Source organism: Lysobacter sp. OAE881, from assembly GCF_040546665.1.
GTDB classification, from domain to species: domain Bacteria; phylum Pseudomonadota; class Gammaproteobacteria; order Xanthomonadales; family Xanthomonadaceae; genus Lysobacter_J; species Lysobacter_J soli.
This window is the reverse complement of sequence record NZ_JBEPOG010000001.1, coordinates 1,099,285-1,120,943: the sequence shown is the minus strand read 5'-3', so window position 1 is coordinate 1,120,943 and position 21,659 is coordinate 1,099,285. Positions and strand designations below refer to the sequence as shown.

The following is a 21,659-nucleotide window of genomic DNA, read 5'->3' as shown; positions in this document are numbered from 1 at the left end:
GTCTAGCGCAGCCCGCCCGCCGGCCCGCGAAGACGGGAAGCAGGGCGCAGTTCGCGTTAGGGAGTTCCTTCAGCAATGACGATGATCCGATGGGCCTGAGCTGGACCGAGGTGCGGTTCTTCTACGACCGGGGAACCGGCCTTCTTCGCCGGGGGCTCGCGAGCCTGCGTACCCGCGGGATCCGTGCCTCGTGGGAACGCGTCGTCAGGCAGTTCCATACCGTGCCCATGGAGCACCGTCCGTCGCTGTACCTGCCGCAGTCCGAGCCGTTCGCCCCGTTCGACGTGCCGCATTCCGACCTGCCGGTTGCGAGCATCATCATCCCCGTCTACAACCAGTTCGCGCACACGCTGGCCTGCCTGCGCGCGATTGCGGCGCATCCGCCGTCGGCGGGCATCGAGATCATCGTGTCCGACGATGGCTCCTCGGACGAAACCGAATCCGCGCTCGCGCAGGTCGATGGCGTGCGCTACTACCGTCGGGCGCAGAACGGCGGCTTCATCGCCGCCTGCAACGATGGCGCGGCTCAGGCGCGCGGCGAGTTCCTCGTCTTCCTCAACAACGACACCATCCCGCAACCGGGCTGGCTCGATGCACTGCTGGCGACGTTCGACGACGAGCCCGGCGCTGGCCTCGTCAGCGCGCAGCTGGTCTATCCGGACGGCCGGCTCCAGGAAGCCGGCGGCATCGTGTTTTCCGATGGTTCGGCGCACAACTACGGCCGCTTCGAAAGCCCGAACGATCCGCGCTACGGATACGTTCGCGATGCCGACTACTGCTCCGGCGCCGCCCTTGCGATCCGGCGCCCGCTGTTCGAGCGCGTGGGCGGTTTCGATCGCCGATACGCGCCGGCGTACTTCGAGGACACCGACCTGGGTTTCGCGGTTCGCGCCGCCGGCGAACGTGTCGTGTACCAGCCGCAGTCGCGCGTGGTGCACATGGAAGGCGTCACCGCGGGCGTGGACGTAAGCAAGGGCGTGAAGGCGTACCAGGTGCGCAATCGCCACGTGTTCGCGGAAAAGTGGCAGCAAATGCTGGAACAGCAGCCATCGCCGCAGACGACGCCGCACCTTGCGGCCAGCGCGCGTTCGCAGCGACGCGTCCTGATCGTCGACAGCGCGACGCCGCTGCCCGATCGCGATTCGGCCTCGCTGCGCCTGGTGAACCTGATGCGGCTGCTGCGACAGGAGCGGACGCACGTTGCGTTCTATCCCGCCGACGGCAACCACGCAGGCAGCGCGACGCAACGCCTGCAGCAACTCGGCGTCGAGACCTGGTACGCGCCGTTCGCGGCGACGCCGGCGCAGTGGATGGCCCGTCATGGCGCCTCGTTCGACACCGTTGTGGTCTGCCGCCACTACGTCCTGCGCGAATGGCTGCCGCTGGTGCGGCGTTTCGCGCCGCAGGCGAAGCTGGTGTTCGATACCGTCGACCTGCACTACCTGCGCGAACGTCGCGGCGCCGAACTGGCCAACGACGCCGCGCTGAAGCGCGCGTCCGAGCGCACGAAGGCGCTGGAGCTGGAGATGATCGCGCGCAGCGACGCCACGCTGGTGGTGAGCGATGTCGAGCGCACGCTGTTGGCGCAGGACGCACCCGGCGCGCACGTCGACATCGTGTCGAACCTGCACCACGTGCACGGTCGCGGCCTGCCGTTCGACGAGCGACACGACCTGGTGTTCGTCGGCGGTTTCCGCCATCCGCCCAACGTCGATGCGGTGCAATGGTTCGTCGGCGAGGTGTTTCCGCTGATCCGCGCGCGACTGCCGGACGTCCAGTTCCACTGCATAGGCAGCGATGCACCGCCTGAGATCGCAGCGCTCGCCGCACAGCCCGGCGTGATCGTGCATGGACATGTTCCCGACATCGACCCGTACATGGACGGCGCGCGCATCGCGATCGCGCCGCTGCGCTACGGCGCGGGCGTGAAGGGCAAGGTCAACCTGAGCATGGCGCACGGCCAGCCCGTGGTCGCGACGGGGACCGCGGTCGAAGGCATGCACCTGCGCGACGGCGAGGACGTGCTGGTCGGCGACACGCCGCAATCCTTCGCCGATGCCGTCGTGCGCGTTTATACGGACGAGGCGCTCTGGGAAAGGCTGTCGCACAATGGCATCGCCAACGTCGAGCGGCATTTCTCGCTGGACGCGGCACGCGAGGTCGTGCGGCGCGTGTTGCTCGAACGCAGGTAGCGCGTTTCAGTTCGCCGCCGACGCCGCGCGCAGGCGGTCGGCGAATTCGCCCAGTCCGATCGCCTGCGGATCGAGTTCCCGAGCGGCGATGAGTGCGGCCTGCGCCGCGCCGAGTTCGCCTGCGCCGAGGCGCTCGTCGCCCACCGCGATCCAGCGCTGCGCCAGTCGCCTGCGTGCATCGCGAAGCACGGCGCTCTCGCCTTCCAGCGCGGCGCGCGCATCCAGGCATTCGCGCGCACGACGCAGGCGATTGCCGCGCAATTCGTCTTCGAAACACTGACGTGCGGCGGGAAGCAGCCGCGCCATCGCGCCGCGCACGCGCGGATCCTGCGGTGCGAGCGCCTGTGCCGCGCGCAGTTTGTCGTAGGCGCTTTCGCCCGGCGGCGTGAGCAGGTCCCCGCGCGCTTCGGCCTGAGAGGCATCGGCGAGCAACTGGTCGATGCGGCGCGTACGCTGTGCGGTCGGCTCGCGTTGGCCGTAACGCTGCTGCGTCTGTCGCGCCTGCAGGAGGCGCTGCTCGGCCTGCGCGATGCCCGGCGCGGCCATCGCGATCGCGCGCGCGTCGCGCAACGCGGCTTCGGCGTCGTCGAACCGGAAGTCGGCCGCGTAGCGCTCGCTGCGCTCCGCGTAGGTGTTCGCCACGTGCATGAGGCCGCGCTCGGCCGCCGTGTCTTCGGGCATGGCCGCCAGCGCGGCGAGATAGCCGTGCAACGCGTCGTCAAGGCGCCCGCGCCGGAGCGCCTGGTCGGCGCGGTTGCGCTGTTCTTCGCCGGCGCGTGCCAGTTGCGCGAGCGCGTCGGGCAAATCGACGTGGCCGGGATCGGCCGCCTGCACGCGGCGAATGCGCGACGACGCCTCCGCCAGTTCGCCGCGCGAAAGCGACGTTCGCGCCAGCTGGAGCAGGTCGGCCAATGTGTCCTCGCGCCCTTCCAGCGCTTCCACGCGCGAGGGCTGCAGTGCGAGCACTTGCTGGTACAGCGGCAGCGCCGCGTGTTCGTTTCCGTCGAGCTGCCCGGCCAGGCGCGCGGCTGCGGCCTGCGCGAGCAACGTGTCGACGCCGGCTTCCGCGGCTTCGCGTGCACGCAGGCGTTTTTCGAGGGCGTCGACCTTCGCGCGCGGCACGGCCATGTCGCGCGCAAGCGCGACGAACGAATGCGCCTGCTTGTACTGCCGCGCCGCCATCGCCTTGTCGGCGCGGACAAGCGCGGCTTCGCCGACTTTCGCCAGGCCCTCGCGCGCTTCGGCGCGATCGGGATCACGCGCAAGTGCCGCAGCGTACAACTCGCGGGCGCCGCGACCGTCCGCTGACGTCAGGCGCCCTTCCGCCAATGCGCGTGCGGCGTCGGCCTGGAGCTGCTGCACGCGCGTTTCGGGCCAGAGCATGTCCGACAGCGGCTGGCGCAGCACGAACAGGCCCGCGCCCAACGCCGCGAGCGCGAGCATCGCGACGACCCAGGACCATGGGCGCGACGGCTTCGGCGGTTCGGTGATCGGACGACGACGACCGGGACCCGCGCGGAAATCGTCGACTTCCCAGCCGCCCATTTCCTCGCGCGGTTCGGCGCCCATCGTCGGCTCGATGCGCCCACGCGCCGGCGCCGCATCGTCGCCGAGCGGGCCGTGCCAGGGGTCCGGGTTGGGGTCACGGGGCGTATTGGAACTCACGGCGCAAGGATAACGCCCGTGCGGTCGTCGGCCCGTCGCGTCCTGTACGCGCGTTCAGCGGCGCTGCGCGTGCTCCACGCCCGGAAGCGCAGACAGCTTGCCCAGCAGCGTCGACAGCTGCCCGTAGTCACCTACGCGAAGGCGAAGCCGCAGGCGGACACGTGCACCGTTGCGCTCGCTGTCGCTGCGGATGCTGACCACGTGCGCGTTGCCCTGCGCGATGAGGTTGGTCACTTCCTTCAGCAGCCACTTGCGGTCCAGCGCGAGCACTTCGACGTCGACCTCGTATCCGCTGCCGGCGCGGCCCCATTCCACCGGCAACACGCGCTGCGGCTGGGCGGCAGCCAGGCGCTCGAAGGCGGTGCAATCGGGGCGATGCACGCTCACGCCGCGGCCGCGGGTGAGATAGCCGACGATCGGCTCGCCCGGCAGCGGCTGGCAGCAACGCGCCAGCTGAACCAGCAGGTTGCCCACGCCTTCGACCGTGAAATCGGTGCTCCGTCGCGGCGTGTGCCGCGGCGGCGGCGGCGTGGTGATGTGTGTGGTCGTCGGAGGCGCGGTAGCGGCGGCCTGTGCGGCTTCGCGGGCGCGTTCGTGCTCCAGCAGCGCGCGACCGACCTGGTGCGGACCGATATCGCCCAGCGCGACCTGCACGTACACCTCGCCGTCGGTGGCGAGGTTGAACTTCTCCCGCGCAGGCGCGAGGTCCGCACCCAGCAGACCGAGGCGCCGCAGTTCCTTGTCGAGCAGCTCCTTGCCGGCGGTTTCGTTGCGCGCGCGGTCGAGCTTGTGGAACCACGCGCGCACCTTGTCGCGCGACCGTCCGCTCGCGAGGAACCCGTTCGCAGCGACGAGCCAGTCGCGGCGCGGCTCGCCCGTCTTGGCGGTGAGGATTTCCACGCGGTCGCCGGTGCGCAACTTGTGGTCCAGCGGCACGATGCGCCCGTCCACCTTCGCGCCGCGGCAGCGATGCCCGACTTCGGTGTGCACGTGGTACGCGAAATCCAGCGGCGTGGCGCCGGTGGGCAGGTCGATCACCTCGCCCTTCGGCGTGAGCACGTAGATGCGGTCCTCGACCAGTTCGGTGTCGAATTCGCCCGAGAGCGACGCTTCATCGCGTCCCGCTTCGCCGCCGCTTTCCAGCAGGCGGCGCATCCACGCGATCTTGCGATCGAACGCCGCATCGGCGCTGTGGCTGCCGACTTCCTTGTACTTCCAGTGTGCCGCGACGCCGAGTTCGGCCTGCCGGTGCATTTCGTGCGTGCGGATCTGCACTTCCAGCGTCTTGCCTTCCGGGCCGATCACCGCCGTGTGCAGCGAACGGTAGTCGTTGCGCTTGGGACGCGCGATGTAGTCGTCGAACTCGCTCGGGATCGGCGTCCACGTCGCGTGCACGACGCCGAGCGCGGCGTAGCAGTCAGCCAAGCTGTCGACCAATACGCGCACGGCGCGAAGGTCGTACAGCTCGCCGATCGGCGCGTTCTTGCGCTGCATCTTCTTCCAGATGCTGTAGATGTGCTTCGGGCGCCCGGCGATGTCCGCCGCCAGCCCCTGCGCGGCCATCGCCTCGCGCAGCGTGCGCTTGACCTGCTCGATGTAGCGCTCGCGATCGGCACGCTTCTCGTCGAGCAGCCGCGCGATCTGCTGGTAGGTCGCCGGCTCCAGGTAGCGGAATGCCAGGTCTTCCAGCTCCCACTTCAACTGCCAGATGCCCAGCCGGTTGGCGAGCGGCGCGTGGATGTCGCGCGTGAGCATCGCCAGTTCACGGCGTTCCTCTTCGGGCAGGCGCTCGGCGTGGCGCATGCGTGCCAGCTGGCGCGCCAGCAAGATGGGCACCACGCGCAGGTCGCGCACGATCGCCAGCAGCAGCCGGCGCAGGCCTTCGTTGCCCGCCTGCCCGTGGCGCTGGGCGTGCAGCTCCCACACCTGCCCGGCGGCGCGCTGGCCTTCCAGCAGCGGCGCGATGCCGGGGAAATCGCGCTCGATGCGCGGCCGCAGTGCATGTTCCCAGGCCGGATAGGCGTGAAGGATTGCCGCCGCCGCGGAGTCGCCATCGGCGCCGAGCAGCGCCAGCGCGTCGAGCATGCTCTCGACGACATCCGGCGGATCGCCGCCGTCCGTGCCCGCCGTCGCCGCAGCCTGCTGCATCGCGCGGTGCAGCGGCGCGGGAATGCCCGCGCTGGCGGGATGCGCCAGCGCCGGATGTGGCGTGGGAGACGGTGTTGCCATGGCGCGGGGAACGGGGGGGCGTGGGGGTTCGATGTCGCAGGGACGGTCTACACTAGCCCGCAACCGACTGGAGGAACAGCGCATGACCCGCATCGCCCCCGCCCGCCTTCTCGCGCTCGCCGCGTTGCTGCCGCTGGCCACCTCGGCCCTGGCGCAGCAGAAGATCGAACAGCAGATGTCCTACGAGCAGTTCAAGGCATCCGGGCTCGACAAGCTGTCCGCGGGCGAACTGGCGAACCTCAATGCGTGGCTGGAAGGCAAGCTCGAAGTCGAGACCGCCAAGGCCGTCGAGGGTGCACGACAGGAATCGGGCGACGATCGCCGCGGCCTCACGGAACGCGAGTCGCGCGATCCGGTCGCCGCCGCCATCACCGGTGGGTTCACCGGCTTCGGCAAGGGCCGCCAGTTCACGCTCGACAACGGGCAGGTGTGGCAGCAGATCGACGAGGCCTCGCTGAGCGCGAAGCTCGACAACCCGAAGGTCCGCATCACCCCGAGCCTGATCGGCGGCGCGTGGTACCTCGCGGTCGACGGCTACAACACCCGCGCGAAGGTGCAGCGCGTCAAGTAAACCGCAACGTCCTCGCGCGCCGGACTGGCGCGCTGCCTGCCCACCCGCCATGAGATGAACCGATGCGTCGTTGCCTGCTCCTCGCCATCGTGGTGCTGCTTGCCCTGCCGGCATCGGCCGGCGAACGCACGTGGGTTCCCATCGAAAAGCGCCTGAGCGCGGAGCAGCTGCGCGCGACGGGCCTCGACTCGCTTTCGGCCGAACAGCTGGCGCTGCTGAACACGCTGCTCAGCGAGGACCGCGCGGCGGATCTTCGCGCCGCCGACGTGCAGCGCACGCAGGATGAGGCCGGCATGCGTCCCAAGCGGACGCCGGCGCAGACGGTCGTTGCCGTCGTGCCCGGATCCTCGCGCGCGTGGACGCAGGGCCAGACGCTGCTGCTCGACAACGGCCAGCGCTGGCGCGTGGTCGATTCGGGCGTGAATTTCCCGCGTCCGATCACCGATGCGAAGGTGACCATCGCGCCCGGCATGCTCGGTGCGTGGTACCTGCGCATGGACGACGGCACGCCGCCGATCAAGGTGCAGCGCGTCGACTGACGCGCCTCAGCGGCGCAGCTGCGCGAGCCGCTGCGCCAGTTTCTTCGGCGATACGCCGCCACGCGTGCCCAGCTCCTGCGCGAACAGCGACACGCGCAGTTCTTCCAGATCCCAGCGTAGCGCCTGCCAGTCGGGCGCATCGGCCTCGCCGCTTCGCACGGCTTCGGCCAGCGCATCGGCGAACGGCTTGAGTTCGAGCATGCGCGCCTGGTCGCGTACCGGATCGCGCAGCGCGCGTTCGCCGCGCAAGGCCAGCGCCTTCAGGTAACGCGGGTACTCGCGCAACGCGTCGGCCGGCACGCTTCGCAGGAACCCCGGCGGCGTCAGCGTTGCAAGATGCGCGCGCATGTCGTCGAGGTTGCCGCTCGCCCAGCCCATCAGCGGCGATTCGAGCTTGGCACGCGCTTCGGCAACGGCCGCGAGGATCGTCTCCGCCTGCCGGAGCCGCTCCATCGCATCGCCAAAGACCTGCTTGCCGATGGCGTCGCGGCGCGCGGCGAAGGTCGCGGCATCGCGAACATCGCCGACGGCAGCGTCGTCCGTCATCGATGCGAATGCACCATCGACCAGGTCCGCGCGCAGGCGATCGCCTTCCTTCAACCCGTCCACGCGCGGCGCGGCGGCTTCGATCGAGGCGTAGAGCAACCCCATCTTCGGCGTCACGGGCAGTTGTTTGCGCGCCTGCTTGAGCTTGTCGGCCAACGCGATCGCCAGCAGGTGGCGGACGCCGCGCGGGTGCTCGCGCAGCGCGACGTCGCGTTCGGCGTGCACGCGCAGCGATGCGCTATCGCCATCGTCGTGCAATGCAGGGTACGCAGGCACTCCGCCGGCGCCAGGCACCGACGCGGGGATCGGTGCGTCGGGAAACGTCGTCAGTCCACGCTGCGCCAGGCCGTCGGCCGCCTTCGCCGCGAACGCCGCTGCCGCGCGCTCGCCGAAGCGCGCACGCAGGTCGTCCAGGTCGCGCGATTCGGCCAGCACGGTCTTGCCGTCGCGATCGAACAACCGCAGGTTCATGCGCAGGTGCGGTTCCAGCGCGGATTCGTCGAAGTCGGTCGCGGCCACCGCCACGCCGCCGAGCCGGTGCAGGAAACGCGCAAGCTCGCCGGTGATCCTGTCCGCGGACGGCTGCTGGTGCGCTTCATGGAACGCGCGCGCGAAGTCCGGCGCCGGCACGAAGTTGCGGCGGAGCGTCTTGGGCAGCGTCTTGATCAGGGCTGCCGCCTTGTCCTGCACGAAGCCCGGCGCAAGCCACGTCAGGCGCACCGCATCCAGCGCGATGAGCAGGTGCAGCGGAACGGCGAGCGTCATGCCGTCGTCGGTCGCGCCCGGCTCGAAGCGGTACTTCACTTCGAGACGTACATTGCCCAGCGCGAGATACGGCGGGAAGCGCACCGCGTCGCTTTCGTCGCCGATCATCAGGTCGGCCAGCGACCATTCCAGCGCGGCCTTCTCGGGCTGCGGCAGCTTGGCGTACCACGCGTCCAGCGCCTGCGCGTTGTGCACGTGCGCAGGCAGGCGATCGAGGTACCACTGCGCCATCCATTCCTCGTCGACGACCAGGCCGCTGCGACGCTGTTTGGCTTCCTCGTCGCGCGCCTTCGCGAGCGTGGCGAGGTTGCGCGGCAGGAACTGGCTGCGCGTGTTGATCTCGCCCGTCACCAGCGCATCGCGCGCGAAGATCGCCCGGCTTTCCTCGGGAAACAGCGCGCCGTAATGCACGGGGCGCTTGGGCGCGAGCACCAGCCCGAACAGGCTGATCTGCTCGCTGCCGATCACGCGGCCCTGCGAACGCGACCAGCGCGGATCGTGCTGGCGGCGCGACAGCAGATGCGACAGTTCGGCGATCGCCCAGTCCGGTTCGATCGCGGCGTTGGTCAGCGCCCAGACGCGTTCGGTGTCGAGCAGCGTCGCCGACAGCACCCACGGCGGTGGTTTCTTCGCCAGCGATGAGCCGGGGAACAGCTGGAATTTGCGGCCGCGCGGTCCGTCGAAGCCCTTGTCGCTGCGCGTGCCGATCTGCGTCGGCAAGCCGGCGAGCAGCGCCTTGTGCAGCGTGGCGTATGCGGACTGATCCAGCGTGCCATGCTCGTTGAGCGCCGCGCGCGATTCCTTCCACTGGAGTTCTTCGGCCATCAGCTTGAGCTGGCGATGCAGCTCGCGCCACTCGCGCATGCGCAGGAAGCCGAGGAAGTTCTTCTCGCACCAGCCGCGCAGCTTCGACTGTGTCAGTTCCTCGTGCGCGGTGTTGTAGGCGTTCCACAACTTGATGATGCCCACGAACTCCGACTTCGGATCGGCGAACTGCGCGTGCGCGTTGTCGGCCGCGGCGCGCTGGTCGGCGGGGCGTTCGCGTGGATCCTGGATACCGAGGAACGACGCGATGACCAGCATTTCGCGCAGGACGCCATGTTCGTTCGCGGCCACGAGCATGCGCGCGAGCTTCACGTCCACCGGCAGGCGCGACATGAGCTTGCCGATCGGCGTCAGGCGACGCTGTTCGTCCACCGCGCCGAGTTCGGCGAGCTGCTGCCAGCCGTCGGCGATCGCGCGCGGATCGGGCGGTTCGAGGAACGGGAACTCCTCGATGCGTCCCAGCCCGAGCGACAGCATGCGCAGGATCACGCCGGCCAGCGCGGCGCGACGGATTTCCGGATCGGTGTAGCGCGGCCGCGATTCGAAATCGGCTTCGGAATACAGGCGATAGCACGTGCCTTCGCTGATGCGTCCGCAACGACCCTTGCGCTGGTCGGCGCTGGCCTGACTGACCGGCTCGATGTGCAGGCGATCGAGCTTGCCGCGCGGGCTGTAACGCTTCACGCGCGCCAGGCCCGGATCGACGACGTAGCGGATGCGCGGCACCGTCAGCGAGGTTTCGGCGACGTTCGTCGCCAGCACGATGCGGCGCTTCGGACCGGGATTGAACACGCGGTCCTGGTCGCGCACCGACAGGCGCGCGTACAGCGGCAGCACTTCGGTTTCGCGGTATTTTCGACGTTCCAGCGACAGGTGCGCGTCGCGGATCTCGCGCTCGCCGGGCAGGAAGATCAGCACGTCGCCGCGCGGATCCTCGCGCGTGATCTCGTCGCACGCGGCCACGATGCCGTCGTTGGTGGTGCGATCGCCGTCGTCCTCGCCCTCGCCTTCCAGCGGGCGATAGCGCACCGACACCGGATAGCTGCGGCCTTCCACGTTCACCACCGGCGCATCTCCGAAATGCGCCGCGAAGCGTTCGGTGTCGATCGTCGCCGAGGTCACGATGACCTTCAGGTCCTTTCGCTTCTGCAACAGCTGCTTGAGGTAGCCGAGCAGGAAGTCGATGTTGAGGCTGCGTTCGTGCGCCTCGTCGATGAGGATGGTGTCGTACTGCGACAGCCAGCGGTCGGACTGGATCTCGGCCAGCAGGATGCCGTCGGTCATGAACTTCACCGCGGTCTGCTCGCCGACGTTCTCGGTGAAGCGCACCTGGTAGCCGACCGCGCCGCCGAGCTGCGTCTGCAGTTCCTCCGCCACGCGGCGCGCCACGGCGCGCGCGGCGATGCGGCGCGGCTGCGTGCAGCCGATCATGCCCGCGGCGCCCCGGCCCGCGGCCAGGCACAGTTTCGGCAGCTGCGTGGTCTTGCCCGAACCGGTTTCGCCGGCGATGACCACGACCGGATGGGCGCGGATCAGTTCGACGATCTCGTCGGCCTTGGCGGCGATGGGCAGGCTGGGGTCGACGGGTGCCGCGGGCAGCGCGGCGGTTCGGGCTTCGCGCTGGGCCACGGACGCCGCCAGCGCCGTCGCGAAGGCATCGCGTGCGCGTTCGTCGCCGGGCTTTCCGCTCCATCGCGACCACAATCCATGCAGCCGGCCACGGTCGCGACTCAGCGCACCATCGATGGCGCGCCGGGCCTGGCGTAACGCATTGCTGACACTGGCGTGACTAGACTCCGCCGGATCCATAGACTTCATCGTGCTGCCTGAAAAGTAACCACCCCCACATCGCGGACGGCATGGCCCATTGTCGCCGCAATGCCATGATCGAAGGGAGAACCGCAATGGCCAAAGCCAAGAACGACAAGCCCGCCAAGCCCCAGAAGTCCGACAAGTCGCAGACCCAGCTGACGCCTACGGCGAGCAGCCAGGCCATCGACATCGGCATCAGCGGCGGCGACCGCCAGAAGATCGCCGAGGGACTGTCGCGCTTCCTGTCCGACAGCTTCACGCTGTACCTGAAGACCCACAACTTCCACTGGAACATCACCGGGCCGATGTTCAACAGCCTGCACGTGATGTTCGAAACCCAGTACACCGAGCAGTGGACCGCGCTGGACGAAACCGCCGAACGCATCCGTGCGCTGGGTTTCAACGCACCGGGTTCGTACGCCGAATTCATCCGCCTGAGCTCGATTCCCGAGGAACCCGGCCTGACCGAAGCGCCGGACTGGAAGGAAATGGTCCGCCAGCTGGTGGCCGGCAACGAGGCCGTGGCCCGCACCGCGCGCAAGGTCCTCAAGACCGCCGACGATGCCGGCGACGATCCGACCGTCGACCTGATGACCCAGCGACTGCAGACCCACGAGAAGTACGCGTGGATGCTGCGCTCCCTGCTGGAGTGATGGCGGCGCAGGCCCGCTGATTCAAGGTTCGCCGAACCCCTCTCCCGCGCAGGGAGAGGGGTTTCTGCTTTCTGGCGCTGCTGCGGACGGATCCGACCCGGTTTTCCGCCGTTTTCCGAAGGCCCGCCATCGCCGGGCTTCGTTAAACTAGGCCGATGTCAGACCCTGCACTCGATCTGCTCCGCCGCGTGTTCGGCCATCCCGGCTTCCGCGGCGAACAACGGCAGATCGTCGACCACGTCGCCGGCGGTGGCGACGCCCTCGTCCTCATGCCCACCGGCGGCGGCAAGTCGCTGTGCTACCAGCTGCCCGCGCTGCTGCGTGATGGGTGCGCGCTGGTGGTATCGCCGCTGATCGCGCTGATGCAGGATCAGGTCGAGGCGCTGCGCCAGCTCGGCGTGCGTGCGGCCTTCCTGAACTCCACGCTCGATGCGAACGCCGCGGCCGACGTCGAACGCCAGCTGCTGGCGGGCGAACTGGACCTGCTCTACGTCGCGCCCGAGCGGCTGCTGACAAACCGGTTCCTCTCGCTGCTCGATCGCGCGCGCATCGCGCTGTTCGCCATCGACGAGGCGCACTGTGTCTCGCAGTGGGGCCACGATTTCCGACCGGAGTACCGCCAGCTGACGGTGCTGCACGAGCGCTGGCCGGACGTTCCGCGCATCGCGCTGACCGCGACCGCCGACGCGCCGACGCGGCGCGAGATCGCAGAGCGGCTCGCACTGGAGGATGCGCGTCAGTTCGTCAGCTCGTTCGACCGCCCGAACCTGCGTTACCGCATCGTCCACAAGGACGGCGGCGGCGTGCGGCAGCTGCTGGACTTCCTCGACGCCCATCGCGGCGAAAGCGGCATCGTCTACGCCTTCTCCCGCAAGCGCGTGGAAACCGTCGCCGACCAGCTTCAGGCCGCCGGCATCAACGCCCTGCCCTACCACGCCGGCATGGACGCGTCGCTGCGTGCACAGAACCAGCGGCGTTTCCTGCAGCAGGACGGCATCGTGATGGTGGCGACGATCGCGTTCGGCATGGGCATCGACAAACCGGACGTGCGATTCGTCGCGCATGTCGACCTGCCCAAGTCGATCGAAGGCTACTACCAGGAAACCGGCCGCGCCGGCCGCGATGGTGAAGCGGCCGAGGTCTGGCTCAGCTACGGGCTGGGCGACGTGGTGAACCTGCGGCAGCTGATCCAGCAGGGCGAGGCCGGCGAGGAACGCAAGCGCCTGGAACTGCGCAAGCTCGACGCGCTGCTGGGGTATTGCGAGTCCACGCAATGCCGGAGGCAATCGCTGCTGGGCTGGTTCGGCGAAGCGCATGGCGGCGCGTGCGGCAACTGCGACAACTGCCTGGATCCGCCGCGCAGTTGGGACGGCACGCAGGCCGCGCGCAAGGCGCTGTCGTGCGTGTACCGCACCGGCCAGCGCTTCGGCGCGGGTCACGTCATCGACGTGCTCCGTGGCGTGGCGACCGACAAGGTCAAGCAGTGGAACCACGAAACCCTGAGCACGTGGGCGATCGGCAGCGACCTGGACGAGCGCCAGTGGCGTGGCGTGTTCCGCCAGCTCGTCGCCGGCGGCCTGCTGGAAGCCGACATCGAGCACCACGGCGCGTTGCGCCTCACCGCGCTCAGCGGGCCGGTGCTGAAGGGCGAAGTCGAACTGCGTTTCCGCCACGAACCCGAGAAGCCGGCGCGCGGACGCCGTACCCGCGGCGGAGCCGCTACGGCGGTCGCCATCGACCTGGATCCCGAATCGCAGCTGCGTTTCGATGCACTGCGGGAATGGCGCAGCAACATGGCGCGCGAGCAGAACGTGCCGGCGTACGTGATCTTCCACGACAGCACGCTGCGCGCGATCGCCCAGGCGGCTCCGGACGACCTGGACGAGCTCTCCCGCGTGCCGGGCATCGGCGCGAGCAAGCTCGATCGCTACGGCGAGGCGGTGCTGCAGCAGCTGTTCGACGCGGCCTGACGCGCCGGGCGTCGCCCGCGCGCCCTACGGCCGGCTTCCTCGCGCTCCCCACACATCGCCCCGGATAGCCTGACTTTCCGCCACGTCAGGGTCGTGGAGGCCAACATGGGCATGACCATCGAAGGCGGCTGCCTGTGCGGGGCCGTCCGCTACAGCGCCACGGCGCCGCCGGTGTCGCGCAGCATCTGCCACTGTCGGAGTTGTCGGCGAGCCAGCGGCGCCCCGTCGGTCGCGTGGTCGACCTTCCACGTCAACAGCCTCGTCTTCAGCCACGGCATGCCGGTGCGATACCGCTCCTCGCCGGACGTGACGCGCACCTTCTGCGGCGTGTGCGGTACGCAACTGAGCTACCGGCACGACGACGACGTGGACAGCATTGACATCACCACGGCCACGCTCGACGCGCCCGAGCAGTTCCCGCCGACGAAGGAAATCTGGATCGAACACAAACTGCCGTGGGAGCGCGCCAACGAGGCGATGCGGCATTACCCGCGGACCAGCACGGGCTGATTGCTCGCGTCATCGCCGCGGGCGTGATCGGGAGCAATGGAATGTCGGATGAAACGATCTTTGAAGGCGGCTGCCTGTGCGGCGCGATCCGCTACCGCGCGACGGCCGAACCGCTGCGCGGTGTGATCTGCCATTGCGGGATGTGCCGGCGTCATTCGGGCGCACCGGCGCTGGCGTTCGTGCATTTCCCGGCGACTGCCTTCACGTGGTCGGGGATGGAGCCGACGTGGTTCCGCTCTTCGGCGAACGCCGAGCGCGGCTTCTGCGCCCGCTGCGGAAGCACGCTCGGGATGCGCGAAGCTGTGCTCGCCGACCGCGTGCAGGTCTGCGTGGGAAGCCTCGATGAGCCGGATCGAGTGCGTATCGACGACCACGTCTGGACACGTTCGCGCATCGCGTGGTTCGACACCCGCGACACGTTGCCGCGCTTTTCGCGGAGCAGTACGGCGGTGGCAAGTCAGGCCACAGGGGACGACTGAATCGATTCGCCTTCGGGTCAAGGCGAAAAGATCTGTGGCGTTTGCTCGCCCAACTTGAGACTTATCTGAAGACGCCACGGTACGGTTGAGCGAAAGCTTCGACTGTTTGCCGCTCGTGCCATTGCTCTTTGCCGCACGGGTGATGCGGCAATTTTCTGAATCCTGTGTAAAGCCGGCAGTCGTTTGAACCGCATTCGATCGTGTCGCATCCGGATCCGCGGATGCCGCACTTTCTTCCGGGATTCAGCGCTTTGCGCGCTAGAAACGCAGGCCCGTGTGCGCCGGCATTCTCGACTCAAAGAAAACTTCGCATTGATGGTTTGCACGGCGGCGAAAAATGCTTAGCCCCTGATCGAAACGACATGGGGTCAAGAAATGAGAAGCCGCAACTGTTCCTGCCCATGCCGTGCGCTACGCGGCTCGCGTCGCGCTTGGCAGGTGCTTTGATCATGCCAACGACCATCAATCGCGGAGCCGGCTGGGTCGTGTATGAGGACGACGCGTCGTTCGGGTCGCCATGCCGGTTGCTGTCGTTGCTGCCGGCCCATCGCAGCGTCGCGTCAATCGCGCGCTACGCCGAGCAGGTGTATGTCGATCGCTACGCATCGCTGGACGAGCGCTTCGCCTACAAGCGCCGGCCGCAGGATTCCCGCTTCGCCGCCAAGACCGATCCGCGCCACGGCGGCATTTACGTCGGCCAGTCGCCGCGATTCGTCGGCGTCTATGCGCAGCGGATCATTTCGCACGCCGGCGTACTGGAGTTCTGGTACCGCATCGCCACCGATCGCGGAACGCCCGGCCCCATCTTCGAGTGCCGCATGTTGCGCCTCCCCGTACCGGGTGTCTGATGCGATGACACCGGAGGCAATGGCATGAGGCACGCGCTTCGTCGGCAAACGCGCCCTTCCGCGCCCGCGCATTCGCCCGTGGATGAAGAATCGCCCTTACGAAGCGACACCGTGCGCGCCCCGTCGGACGGACGCGCGACCTGCCGGGACGTACGGGGAGTCGACGCAATGGACCAGAGCGCGGGCTGGGTGATCTACGAGGACTACGGCAATCGGGAGGAGCCAAGACGGCTGCTCTCCCTGTTGCCGGCCCACAACAGCTACGCCACGGTCGCGCGGATCATGGAGCGGATGTACGCCGAGCGCTTCGCATCGATGGAAGAACCGGTTCCGTCAGGGCGACGTCCGCGCCGGCCGCGTTTCATGGCGCAGAAGGACGTCGTCGACGGTGCGATTTACGTCGGCCACCTGCCCGTCTACATCGGCGCCTACGCCCATCGCCTGCGCGTGACCGAGTCCACGCTGGAGTTCTGGTACCGGATCGCCACCCAAGCCCAATCAACCCGACCCGTCTTCGAGGACCGCCACCAGGTGCTCGCCATTGGCTGGAAATTCCCGCCCTGAGCCGGTCCGGCGGGCTCCGGACATGAGACATCGGCGGCTAGCCTGTATGCTACGCGGCCCTTCCAATCAGGAATCCGCATGAACAAGGCACAGCTGGTCGAGTCCATCGCCGAGCGTTCGCAGCTCACCAAGTCCCAGGCCGAGGCGGCGCTCAATGCGCTGGTCGAGTCCGTCACCGCCACGCTGAAGAACGGCGAAGCCGTGACCCTGGTGGGCTTTGGCACCTTCGAGGCGCGCAACCGCGCCGGCCGCACCGGCCGCAACCCGAAGACCGGCGAGGACATCGTGATCCCGGCCACCATCGTGCCGGCGTTCAAGCCGGGCAAGGCCCTCAAGGACGCGCTGAAGTAAGCGCCCTTCGCGATGCATGCGGCGGCTGCCGCCGCATGCATCGTCCATTCATGGTTCGCCGATGTGGTCGCTCCATCGCGCATGAACCCATGTAAAACCGCTGCGCCGGCGTCTTAACGCCTGGGACGCGCCGGGTCCAACGTATGCGCTCCGATGCTCTCGCATCGACTTCGCAGTACGAGGCCCCCAATGAACCGCATCGATGACCATGCCGCGCTTCGCGCAGCTTTCGCCGTGGGCGCACGCATCCAGGCGTGGCACCTGGACGAGAGCGCCCGCAATTCCGCGCAGGGACGCTGGGACACGCTGCCGACCGATCGCGAACCGGCTTTCTCCTGCCCGGCCCATCTGTATCGCGTGCACCCGGACGACGTACGTTTGCTTTCGGCAGACTGAGCGTCGGCGACTTCGCTTCGTTGCCGGTGGATGACGCACGTGGCGAACACGCGCGTTGTTTGCTGGAGTTTCGCGGTTGGATCGCGTGTCGTGTTTTGCGCGGTATTGGTGATTCCGGCGCGTCGAGATTGCTCCGACCTGCGCATTCGGCACCATCGGCAGCCATCCCGACTCGTCGCGATATTCACCGCGCGCACGCCGCATAACGCGCGTGGTTGGCCGGGTGCTACGACGGCAAACGAGCGGAGTCGAGTGACAGGTCCAGGTCGCCGCACCGAACTATGACCAAGCGGTGCGGTGTTCGTCGCGTCTGTCGAAATTGGTGGGCCGTGATGGATTCGAACCATCGACCAGCGGATTAAAAGTCCGATGCTCTACCGACTGAGCTAACGGCCCACTTGAAGATCAGCGTCCGCGGTGCGGAGCGCATTCCCGACGTTGCGCCGGGGCGTGCATTCTAGCGCAGGGCGCCGTGACGGTGCAGGTGACGCGTGCCCGTCGCGTGCGAGGCCTCGTTCAGACGTAACGCGTGGGATCGGCGACACCGGCCGCGGCGAAACCTTCGGCACGCAGGCGGCACGCGTCGCAATGCCCGCAGGCGCGGCCCTCGTCGTCGGCCTGGTAGCACGACACGGTCTGCGCGAAATCCACGCCCAGGCGCACGCCTTCGCGCACGATGTCGGCCTTGCTCATGAACTGCAGCGGCGCATGCACGCGGATGCCCGCGCCTTCCACGCCCGCCTTGGTGGCGAGATTGGCGAGCTTCTCGAACGCCTCGACGAATTCAGGTCGGCAATCGGGATAGCCCGAGTAGTCCACGGCGTTGACGCCGCAGAAGAGGTCGTTCGCGCCCAGCACTTCGGCCCAGCCCAGCGCGACCGACAGCATGATCGTGTTGCGTGCCGGCACGTAGGTCACCGGAATCGCGTCCTTCGGCGCGTCCTGTCCGACGGCGTGACCATCGGCGTCGGTCGGCACGGTGATGGTTTCGTCGGTCAGCGCGGACCCGCCGATGCTGCGCAGGTCGACGTTGACCGTCTTGTGCGCGACGGCGCCGAGCGAATCGGCGACGCGCTGCGCGGCATCGAGTTCGGACGTGTGGCGCTGTCCATAGCGGACACTGAGCGCGTGCACGTCGAAGCCCTGCGCGCGGGCGATGGCGACGACGACGGCGGAGTCCATCCCGCCCGAAACCAGGACGACGGCTTTCTTCATGGCGTTTCCTCGAAAACGAACCGGCTCAGCGGCCGGGCTCGTCGTTCCACAGAATCTTGTGCAGTTGCAGCTGGAATCGCACCGGCAGGCGCTCGGCGACGATCCAGTCGGCCAGGTCGCTCGGCTTGATCTGGGCGAAACTCGGCGAGAACAGAACGTCGCAGACGTCCGTCAGGCGATGCTGCGCGACGACGTCCTTCGCCCAGTCGAAGTCCTCGCGCGAGCAGATCACGAACTTCACCTGGTCATGCGGCGTCAGCAGCGGCAGGTTCGACCAGAGGTTGCGGTGCACCTCCATCGAACCCGGCGTCTTGATGTCGAGCACGCGCGACACGCGTGGGTCGACGTCGGCGATGTCGATCGCGCCGGAGGTTTCCAGCGAGACATCGTAGCCCTCGTCGCAAAGGCGCTTGAGCAGGCTGATGCAGCGCTTCTGCGACAGCGGCTCGCCGCCGGTCACGCAGACGTGCCGCGCGCCGTGGCGGGCGACCTCGGCCAGGATGTCGTCGATCTGCCACCACTCGCCTCCATGGAAGGCATAGGCGGTGTCGCAGTATTGGCAGCGCAGCGGACAGCCGGTCAGGCGGACGAAGACGGTCGGCCAGCCGATCGCGCGTGCTTCGCCCTGCAGGGACAGGAAGATTTCGGTGATGCGCAGCCGGTCGGACGATGCGACGGCCGCATCGGGGGGGACGGCGTTCATCCCGCCATTTTAGCGGATCAGCGCAGCCGGCCGAGCTGGATCGCGTTGAGGCGGTCGCTGGCGGTGCGGGCGGCGTCGGTGCCGGGGTATTTGGTCGACACGTCGGCGAGCGTGCGCTCGGCGGCCTCGACCTGCTTCTGGTTGAACTGCGACAGGCCGATCTTGAGCATCGCGCCGGGGGCCTTGTCGTGGGTCGGGTAGCGGTCCAGCAGCGACTGGAACTGCAGCTGGGCCATCTGGTAGTTCTGGGTGACGTAGTAGCTTTCGCCCAGCCAATAGAGCGCGTTGGGCGTGTAGGCGCCTTCCGGGTGGGTTTCGATGAAGGCCTGGAACAGACGGGCCGACTCGACGTAGTCGCCGCCCTTGAGCGCGTTGAACGCGGCGTCGTAGGCAACTCGTTCATCGCCGCTCTTGGCGATCGCGCCCTTGTCGCCGTAGACCGCCGGAGGGCGGTCCTTGGCCGATGCCGACGGCGCGGCGGGCTTGCTGCCCGCCGGCGCCGGCGTCGCACCGGGAGCGGGCGGGACGACCGCGCCACTCTCCAGGCGATTGATACGACCGTCCAGGTCCAGGTACTGGGCCTTGGAGCTCTGCATCAGCTGCTGGTTCTGCTGTTGCAGTTCCTCGACCTGGGAACGCAGGGCCTGGATCTCGTTGCGCAGCTGGGTGACCTGGTTGAGCAGGTCGACGTTGCCCTGGTTGTTGGCCGCCTGCTGTTCGAGAACAGTCACGCGGTCGGCCAGGCTGGCGCGCTGCGCAACGGCAGGCGCAGCGGCCACGAGGGCCGCTGCGAATGCCATGGCGAGTACGGTCTTGCGGATCATCAACGCTTACTTGGCGGTGTAGACGATCTCGACGCGACGATTCTTGGCCCAGCAATCCTCGTTCGAGTCGGTGCAGACCGGACGCTCTTCGCCGTAGCTGGTCACGGTGATCTGGCTGCCCGAGCCACCGTTGGCCTGGATGGCCGACGACACGGCATTGCCGCGGCGCTCGCCCAGACCCAGGTTGTACTCGCGGCTGCCGCGCTCGTCGGCGTGGCCTTCCAGCGTCATGCGCGAGGACGGACGGTCACGCAGGTACTTGGCATGGCAACCGACGATGGCCTGGAACTCCGGACGCAGGGTGTCCTGGTCGAAATCGAAGTACACGACGCGCTGGCGCAGGCAGGCGTCCGTGTCGAGGTCGGCCGGGCCGTACACGCCCGAGGTGGCGGGCTGCTCGGTCTGGGCCGGCGGCGGGGTGGTTTCGGCAACCGGGGTTTCCTTGACCTTCTTGGAGCAGGCCACGGCCGCGGTGCAGAGCACGGCGGCGAGCAGGACGCGAGTGGTGTTATTCATGGTTATTCCTCGTCAAAACGGGCGTGGGTCAGATCGGGGCAAATTGCTAAGTAAATACACCGCTTTCGTATATCAACGCGGCAAACGGAACGGCCCCCAGGCCGGCTCACGCACGTCCCCATCCGCCAGCACCAGGCGCTGGCGCACCCGGCCGTCGGACGATACGGCGTAGAGCACGCCCCGGCGGCCCTCGCGCGCAGCATAAAGGATCATCGCGCCATTGGGGGCAAAGCTCGGCGACTCGTCCAGCGAGCCGGGCGAAAGTGTGCTCCAACGCGCAGCGCCAAGGCTGCTGTCCATCAGCGCGATGCGGTAGTTGTTGCCATTGCCCTGCGCGGTGGCGATCTTCTTGCCGTCGAACGACACGCTGGCACTGGCGTTGTAGCTGCCCTGGAAGGTCACGCGCGTGGCGCTGCCGCCACTGGACGGGACCGAATAGATCTGCGGACGGCCGCCGCGGTCGGAGGTGAAGTAGATCGTGCCGCCGTCGGCGCTCCAGGTCGGTTCGGTGTCGATGGCGAAGTGGTTGGTCAGCTGGGTCAGGTTCTTGCTGCCCAGGTCCATCACGTAGATCTCGGGATTACCCGTACGCGACAGCGTCAGCGCGAGGCGACGGCCATCGGGCGAGAACGACGGCGCACCGTTGATGCCGCGGTACTTGGCGACCAGTTCGCGCGCCCCGGTGGAGATGTTCTGGATGTAGATCGACGAGTTCCCGCCTTCGAAGCTGACGTAGGCGAGGCGGTTGCCGTCCGGGCTCCACGACGGCGACAGCAGCGGCTCGGGCGAACGCACGACGGTCTGCGGATTGAAGCCGTCCGAGTCGGCGACCATCAGCGCGTACTGCGCGGCGCGACCGGTGCCGGTGGCCGTGACGTAGGCGATGCGGGTGAAGAACGCGCCGCGCACGCCGGTGATCTTCTCGTACACGGCGTCGGCGATCTGGTGCGCGACATCGCGCATCGCATTGGCGCGTGCGGTCAGCGCGAAGCCGAGCAGGCGCTGCTGCTTGGCCACGTCGAACAGTTCGTACTCGACGCGGAAACTGCCGGCACCGGCATCGAGCACGCGGCCGACGACGATGTAGTCCTGGTTGAGCGCGCGCCAGGTCGGGTAGTTGATCTCCCCGCCGCGCGTGGGCTTTTCGGTGATGTCGGCTGCCGGCAAGGGACGGAACTGGCCCGAGCGCGCCAGGTCCGCGGCCACCACTTCGGAGACGTCCGTCTGCGGTGCGGTCGCGCTGCCCTGGTAGGGCATCGGCACGACGGCGATCGGCATGGCCGCGGCGTTGCCGCCGACGATGTCGATCTCGAGCCCTTGCTGGGCCATGGCGGACAGGGGCAGCAACAGGGCGAGCAAGGAAGCCAGCCAGGCGAGGGATCGTTTCATCGGCACTCCAGTCTTCAATCCGTTCCGGTCGGCGGACCGCGCGAGGCAATCCGTTCAGCTTTGTAATTGTTAACGCCGGCAGGTGAACGCCGCCTCA

General features: G+C 68.2%; 19 protein-coding genes and 1 tRNA gene. 11 read left to right on the top strand and 9 right to left on the bottom strand.

Annotation, left to right across the window (positions count from 1 at the left end):
• Window positions 1-89 precede the first annotated feature (89 nt).
• The gene (locus tag ABIE51_RS05180) at window positions 90-2,192 is read left to right on the top strand and encodes a glycosyltransferase (RefSeq protein WP_192632469.1); all 2,103 of its coding nucleotides are present in this window, start codon (window positions 90-92) and stop codon (window positions 2,190-2,192) included.
• 6 nt (window positions 2,193-2,198) lie between these two features.
• Here the strand turns inward: ABIE51_RS05180 and ABIE51_RS05175 are convergent, their stop codons facing one another.
• Both ABIE51_RS05175 and ABIE51_RS05170 read right to left on the bottom strand, forming a co-directional pair.
• The gene (locus ABIE51_RS05175) at window positions 2,199-3,761 is read right to left on the bottom strand and encodes a tetratricopeptide repeat protein (protein WP_354503578.1); all 1,563 of its coding nucleotides are present in this window, start codon (window positions 3,759-3,761) and stop codon (window positions 2,199-2,201) included.
• 150 nt (window positions 3,762-3,911) lie between these two features.
• Complete coding sequence (locus tag ABIE51_RS05170) at window positions 3,912-6,086, bottom strand: RelA/SpoT family protein (protein WP_192632468.1); 2,175 nt, start codon at window positions 6,084-6,086, stop codon at window positions 3,912-3,914.
• A gap of 82 nt (window positions 6,087-6,168) precedes the next feature.
• Between ABIE51_RS05170 and ABIE51_RS05165 the strand changes: the two genes are divergently transcribed.
• Together ABIE51_RS05165 and ABIE51_RS05160 are read left to right on the top strand one after the other, a co-directional pair.
• Entirely contained in the window at window positions 6,169-6,657 is a 489-nt protein-coding gene (locus tag ABIE51_RS05165; protein WP_192632467.1) for a hypothetical protein, read from the top strand.
• Window positions 6,658-6,719: 62 nt separating this feature from the next.
• A complete protein-coding gene (locus ABIE51_RS05160; RefSeq protein ID WP_192632466.1) occupies window positions 6,720-7,196 on the top strand; it encodes a hypothetical protein in 477 nt (158 codons plus the stop codon).
• A 6-nt stretch (window positions 7,197-7,202) separates the two neighbouring features.
• Here the strand turns inward: ABIE51_RS05160 and hrpA are convergent, their stop codons facing one another.
• Complete coding sequence (hrpA, locus tag ABIE51_RS05155) at window positions 7,203-11,141, bottom strand: ATP-dependent RNA helicase HrpA (protein ID WP_354504805.1); 3,939 nt, start codon at window positions 11,139-11,141, stop codon at window positions 7,203-7,205.
• Window positions 11,142-11,236: 95 nt separating this feature from the next.
• On the opposite strand from hrpA, the gene ABIE51_RS05150 reads away from it, so the two are divergent.
• From ABIE51_RS05150 to ABIE51_RS05115, 8 genes are all read left to right on the top strand, one after another.
• Window positions 11,237-11,797 (top strand): Dps family protein, encoded by a 561-nt coding sequence (locus tag ABIE51_RS05150; RefSeq protein WP_115843721.1) that lies wholly within the window; start codon window positions 11,237-11,239, stop codon window positions 11,795-11,797.
• A 155-nt stretch (window positions 11,798-11,952) separates the two neighbouring features.
• Window positions 11,953-13,767, top strand: a complete 1,815-nt coding sequence (gene recQ, locus ABIE51_RS05145; RefSeq protein WP_192632464.1) for a DNA helicase RecQ — start codon at window positions 11,953-11,955, stop codon at window positions 13,765-13,767.
• Window positions 13,768-13,872: 105 nt separating this feature from the next.
• Complete coding sequence (locus ABIE51_RS05140) at window positions 13,873-14,277, top strand: GFA family protein (protein ID WP_192632463.1); 405 nt, start codon at window positions 13,873-13,875, stop codon at window positions 14,275-14,277.
• A 41-nt stretch (window positions 14,278-14,318) separates the two neighbouring features.
• The gene (locus ABIE51_RS05135) at window positions 14,319-14,756 is read left to right on the top strand and encodes a GFA family protein (RefSeq protein WP_192632462.1); all 438 of its coding nucleotides are present in this window, start codon (window positions 14,319-14,321) and stop codon (window positions 14,754-14,756) included.
• 449 nt (window positions 14,757-15,205) lie between these two features.
• The gene (locus ABIE51_RS05130) at window positions 15,206-15,604 is read left to right on the top strand and encodes a hypothetical protein (protein ID WP_157029456.1); all 399 of its coding nucleotides are present in this window, start codon (window positions 15,206-15,208) and stop codon (window positions 15,602-15,604) included.
• Between the two features lie 168 nt (window positions 15,605-15,772).
• On the top strand, window positions 15,773-16,168 hold the full coding sequence (locus tag ABIE51_RS05125; RefSeq protein ID WP_192632461.1) for a hypothetical protein: 396 nt from the start codon (window positions 15,773-15,775) through the stop codon (window positions 16,166-16,168).
• A 42-nt stretch (window positions 16,169-16,210) separates the two neighbouring features.
• The gene (locus ABIE51_RS05120) at window positions 16,211-16,519 is read left to right on the top strand and encodes an HU family DNA-binding protein (RefSeq protein WP_267896525.1); all 309 of its coding nucleotides are present in this window, start codon (window positions 16,211-16,213) and stop codon (window positions 16,517-16,519) included.
• A 189-nt stretch (window positions 16,520-16,708) separates the two neighbouring features.
• Window positions 16,709-16,915 carry a hypothetical protein gene (locus tag ABIE51_RS05115; RefSeq protein WP_192632460.1) on the top strand — a complete coding sequence of 69 codons (207 nt, stop codon included), beginning with the start codon at window positions 16,709-16,711 and terminating at the stop codon, window positions 16,913-16,915.
• Window positions 16,916-17,235: 320 nt separating this feature from the next.
• On the opposite strand, the gene ABIE51_RS05110 is transcribed toward ABIE51_RS05115, so the two are convergent.
• From ABIE51_RS05110 to tolB, 6 genes are all read right to left on the bottom strand, one after another.
• Window positions 17,236-17,311, bottom strand: a tRNA-Lys gene (locus ABIE51_RS05110).
• A 120-nt stretch (window positions 17,312-17,431) separates the two neighbouring features.
• A complete protein-coding gene (gene queC, locus ABIE51_RS05105) occupies window positions 17,432-18,130 on the bottom strand; it encodes a 7-cyano-7-deazaguanine synthase QueC (protein ID WP_115843737.1) in 699 nt (232 codons plus the stop codon).
• 25 nt (window positions 18,131-18,155) lie between these two features.
• The gene (gene queE / locus ABIE51_RS05100) at window positions 18,156-18,833 is read right to left on the bottom strand and encodes a 7-carboxy-7-deazaguanine synthase QueE (RefSeq protein ID WP_192632459.1); all 678 of its coding nucleotides are present in this window, start codon (window positions 18,831-18,833) and stop codon (window positions 18,156-18,158) included.
• Between the two features lie 17 nt (window positions 18,834-18,850).
• Window positions 18,851-19,654, bottom strand: coding sequence for a tol-pal system protein YbgF (ybgF, locus tag ABIE51_RS05095; RefSeq protein WP_181902856.1), 804 nt, complete (start codon window positions 19,652-19,654; stop codon window positions 18,851-18,853).
• A gap of 9 nt (window positions 19,655-19,663) precedes the next feature.
• Complete coding sequence (gene pal / locus ABIE51_RS05090) at window positions 19,664-20,173, bottom strand: peptidoglycan-associated lipoprotein Pal (protein WP_115843741.1); 510 nt, start codon at window positions 20,171-20,173, stop codon at window positions 19,664-19,666.
• A 72-nt stretch (window positions 20,174-20,245) separates the two neighbouring features.
• A complete protein-coding gene (tolB, locus tag ABIE51_RS05085) occupies window positions 20,246-21,562 on the bottom strand; it encodes a Tol-Pal system beta propeller repeat protein TolB (RefSeq protein ID WP_115843743.1) in 1,317 nt (438 codons plus the stop codon).
• Window positions 21,563-21,659 lie beyond the last annotated feature (97 nt).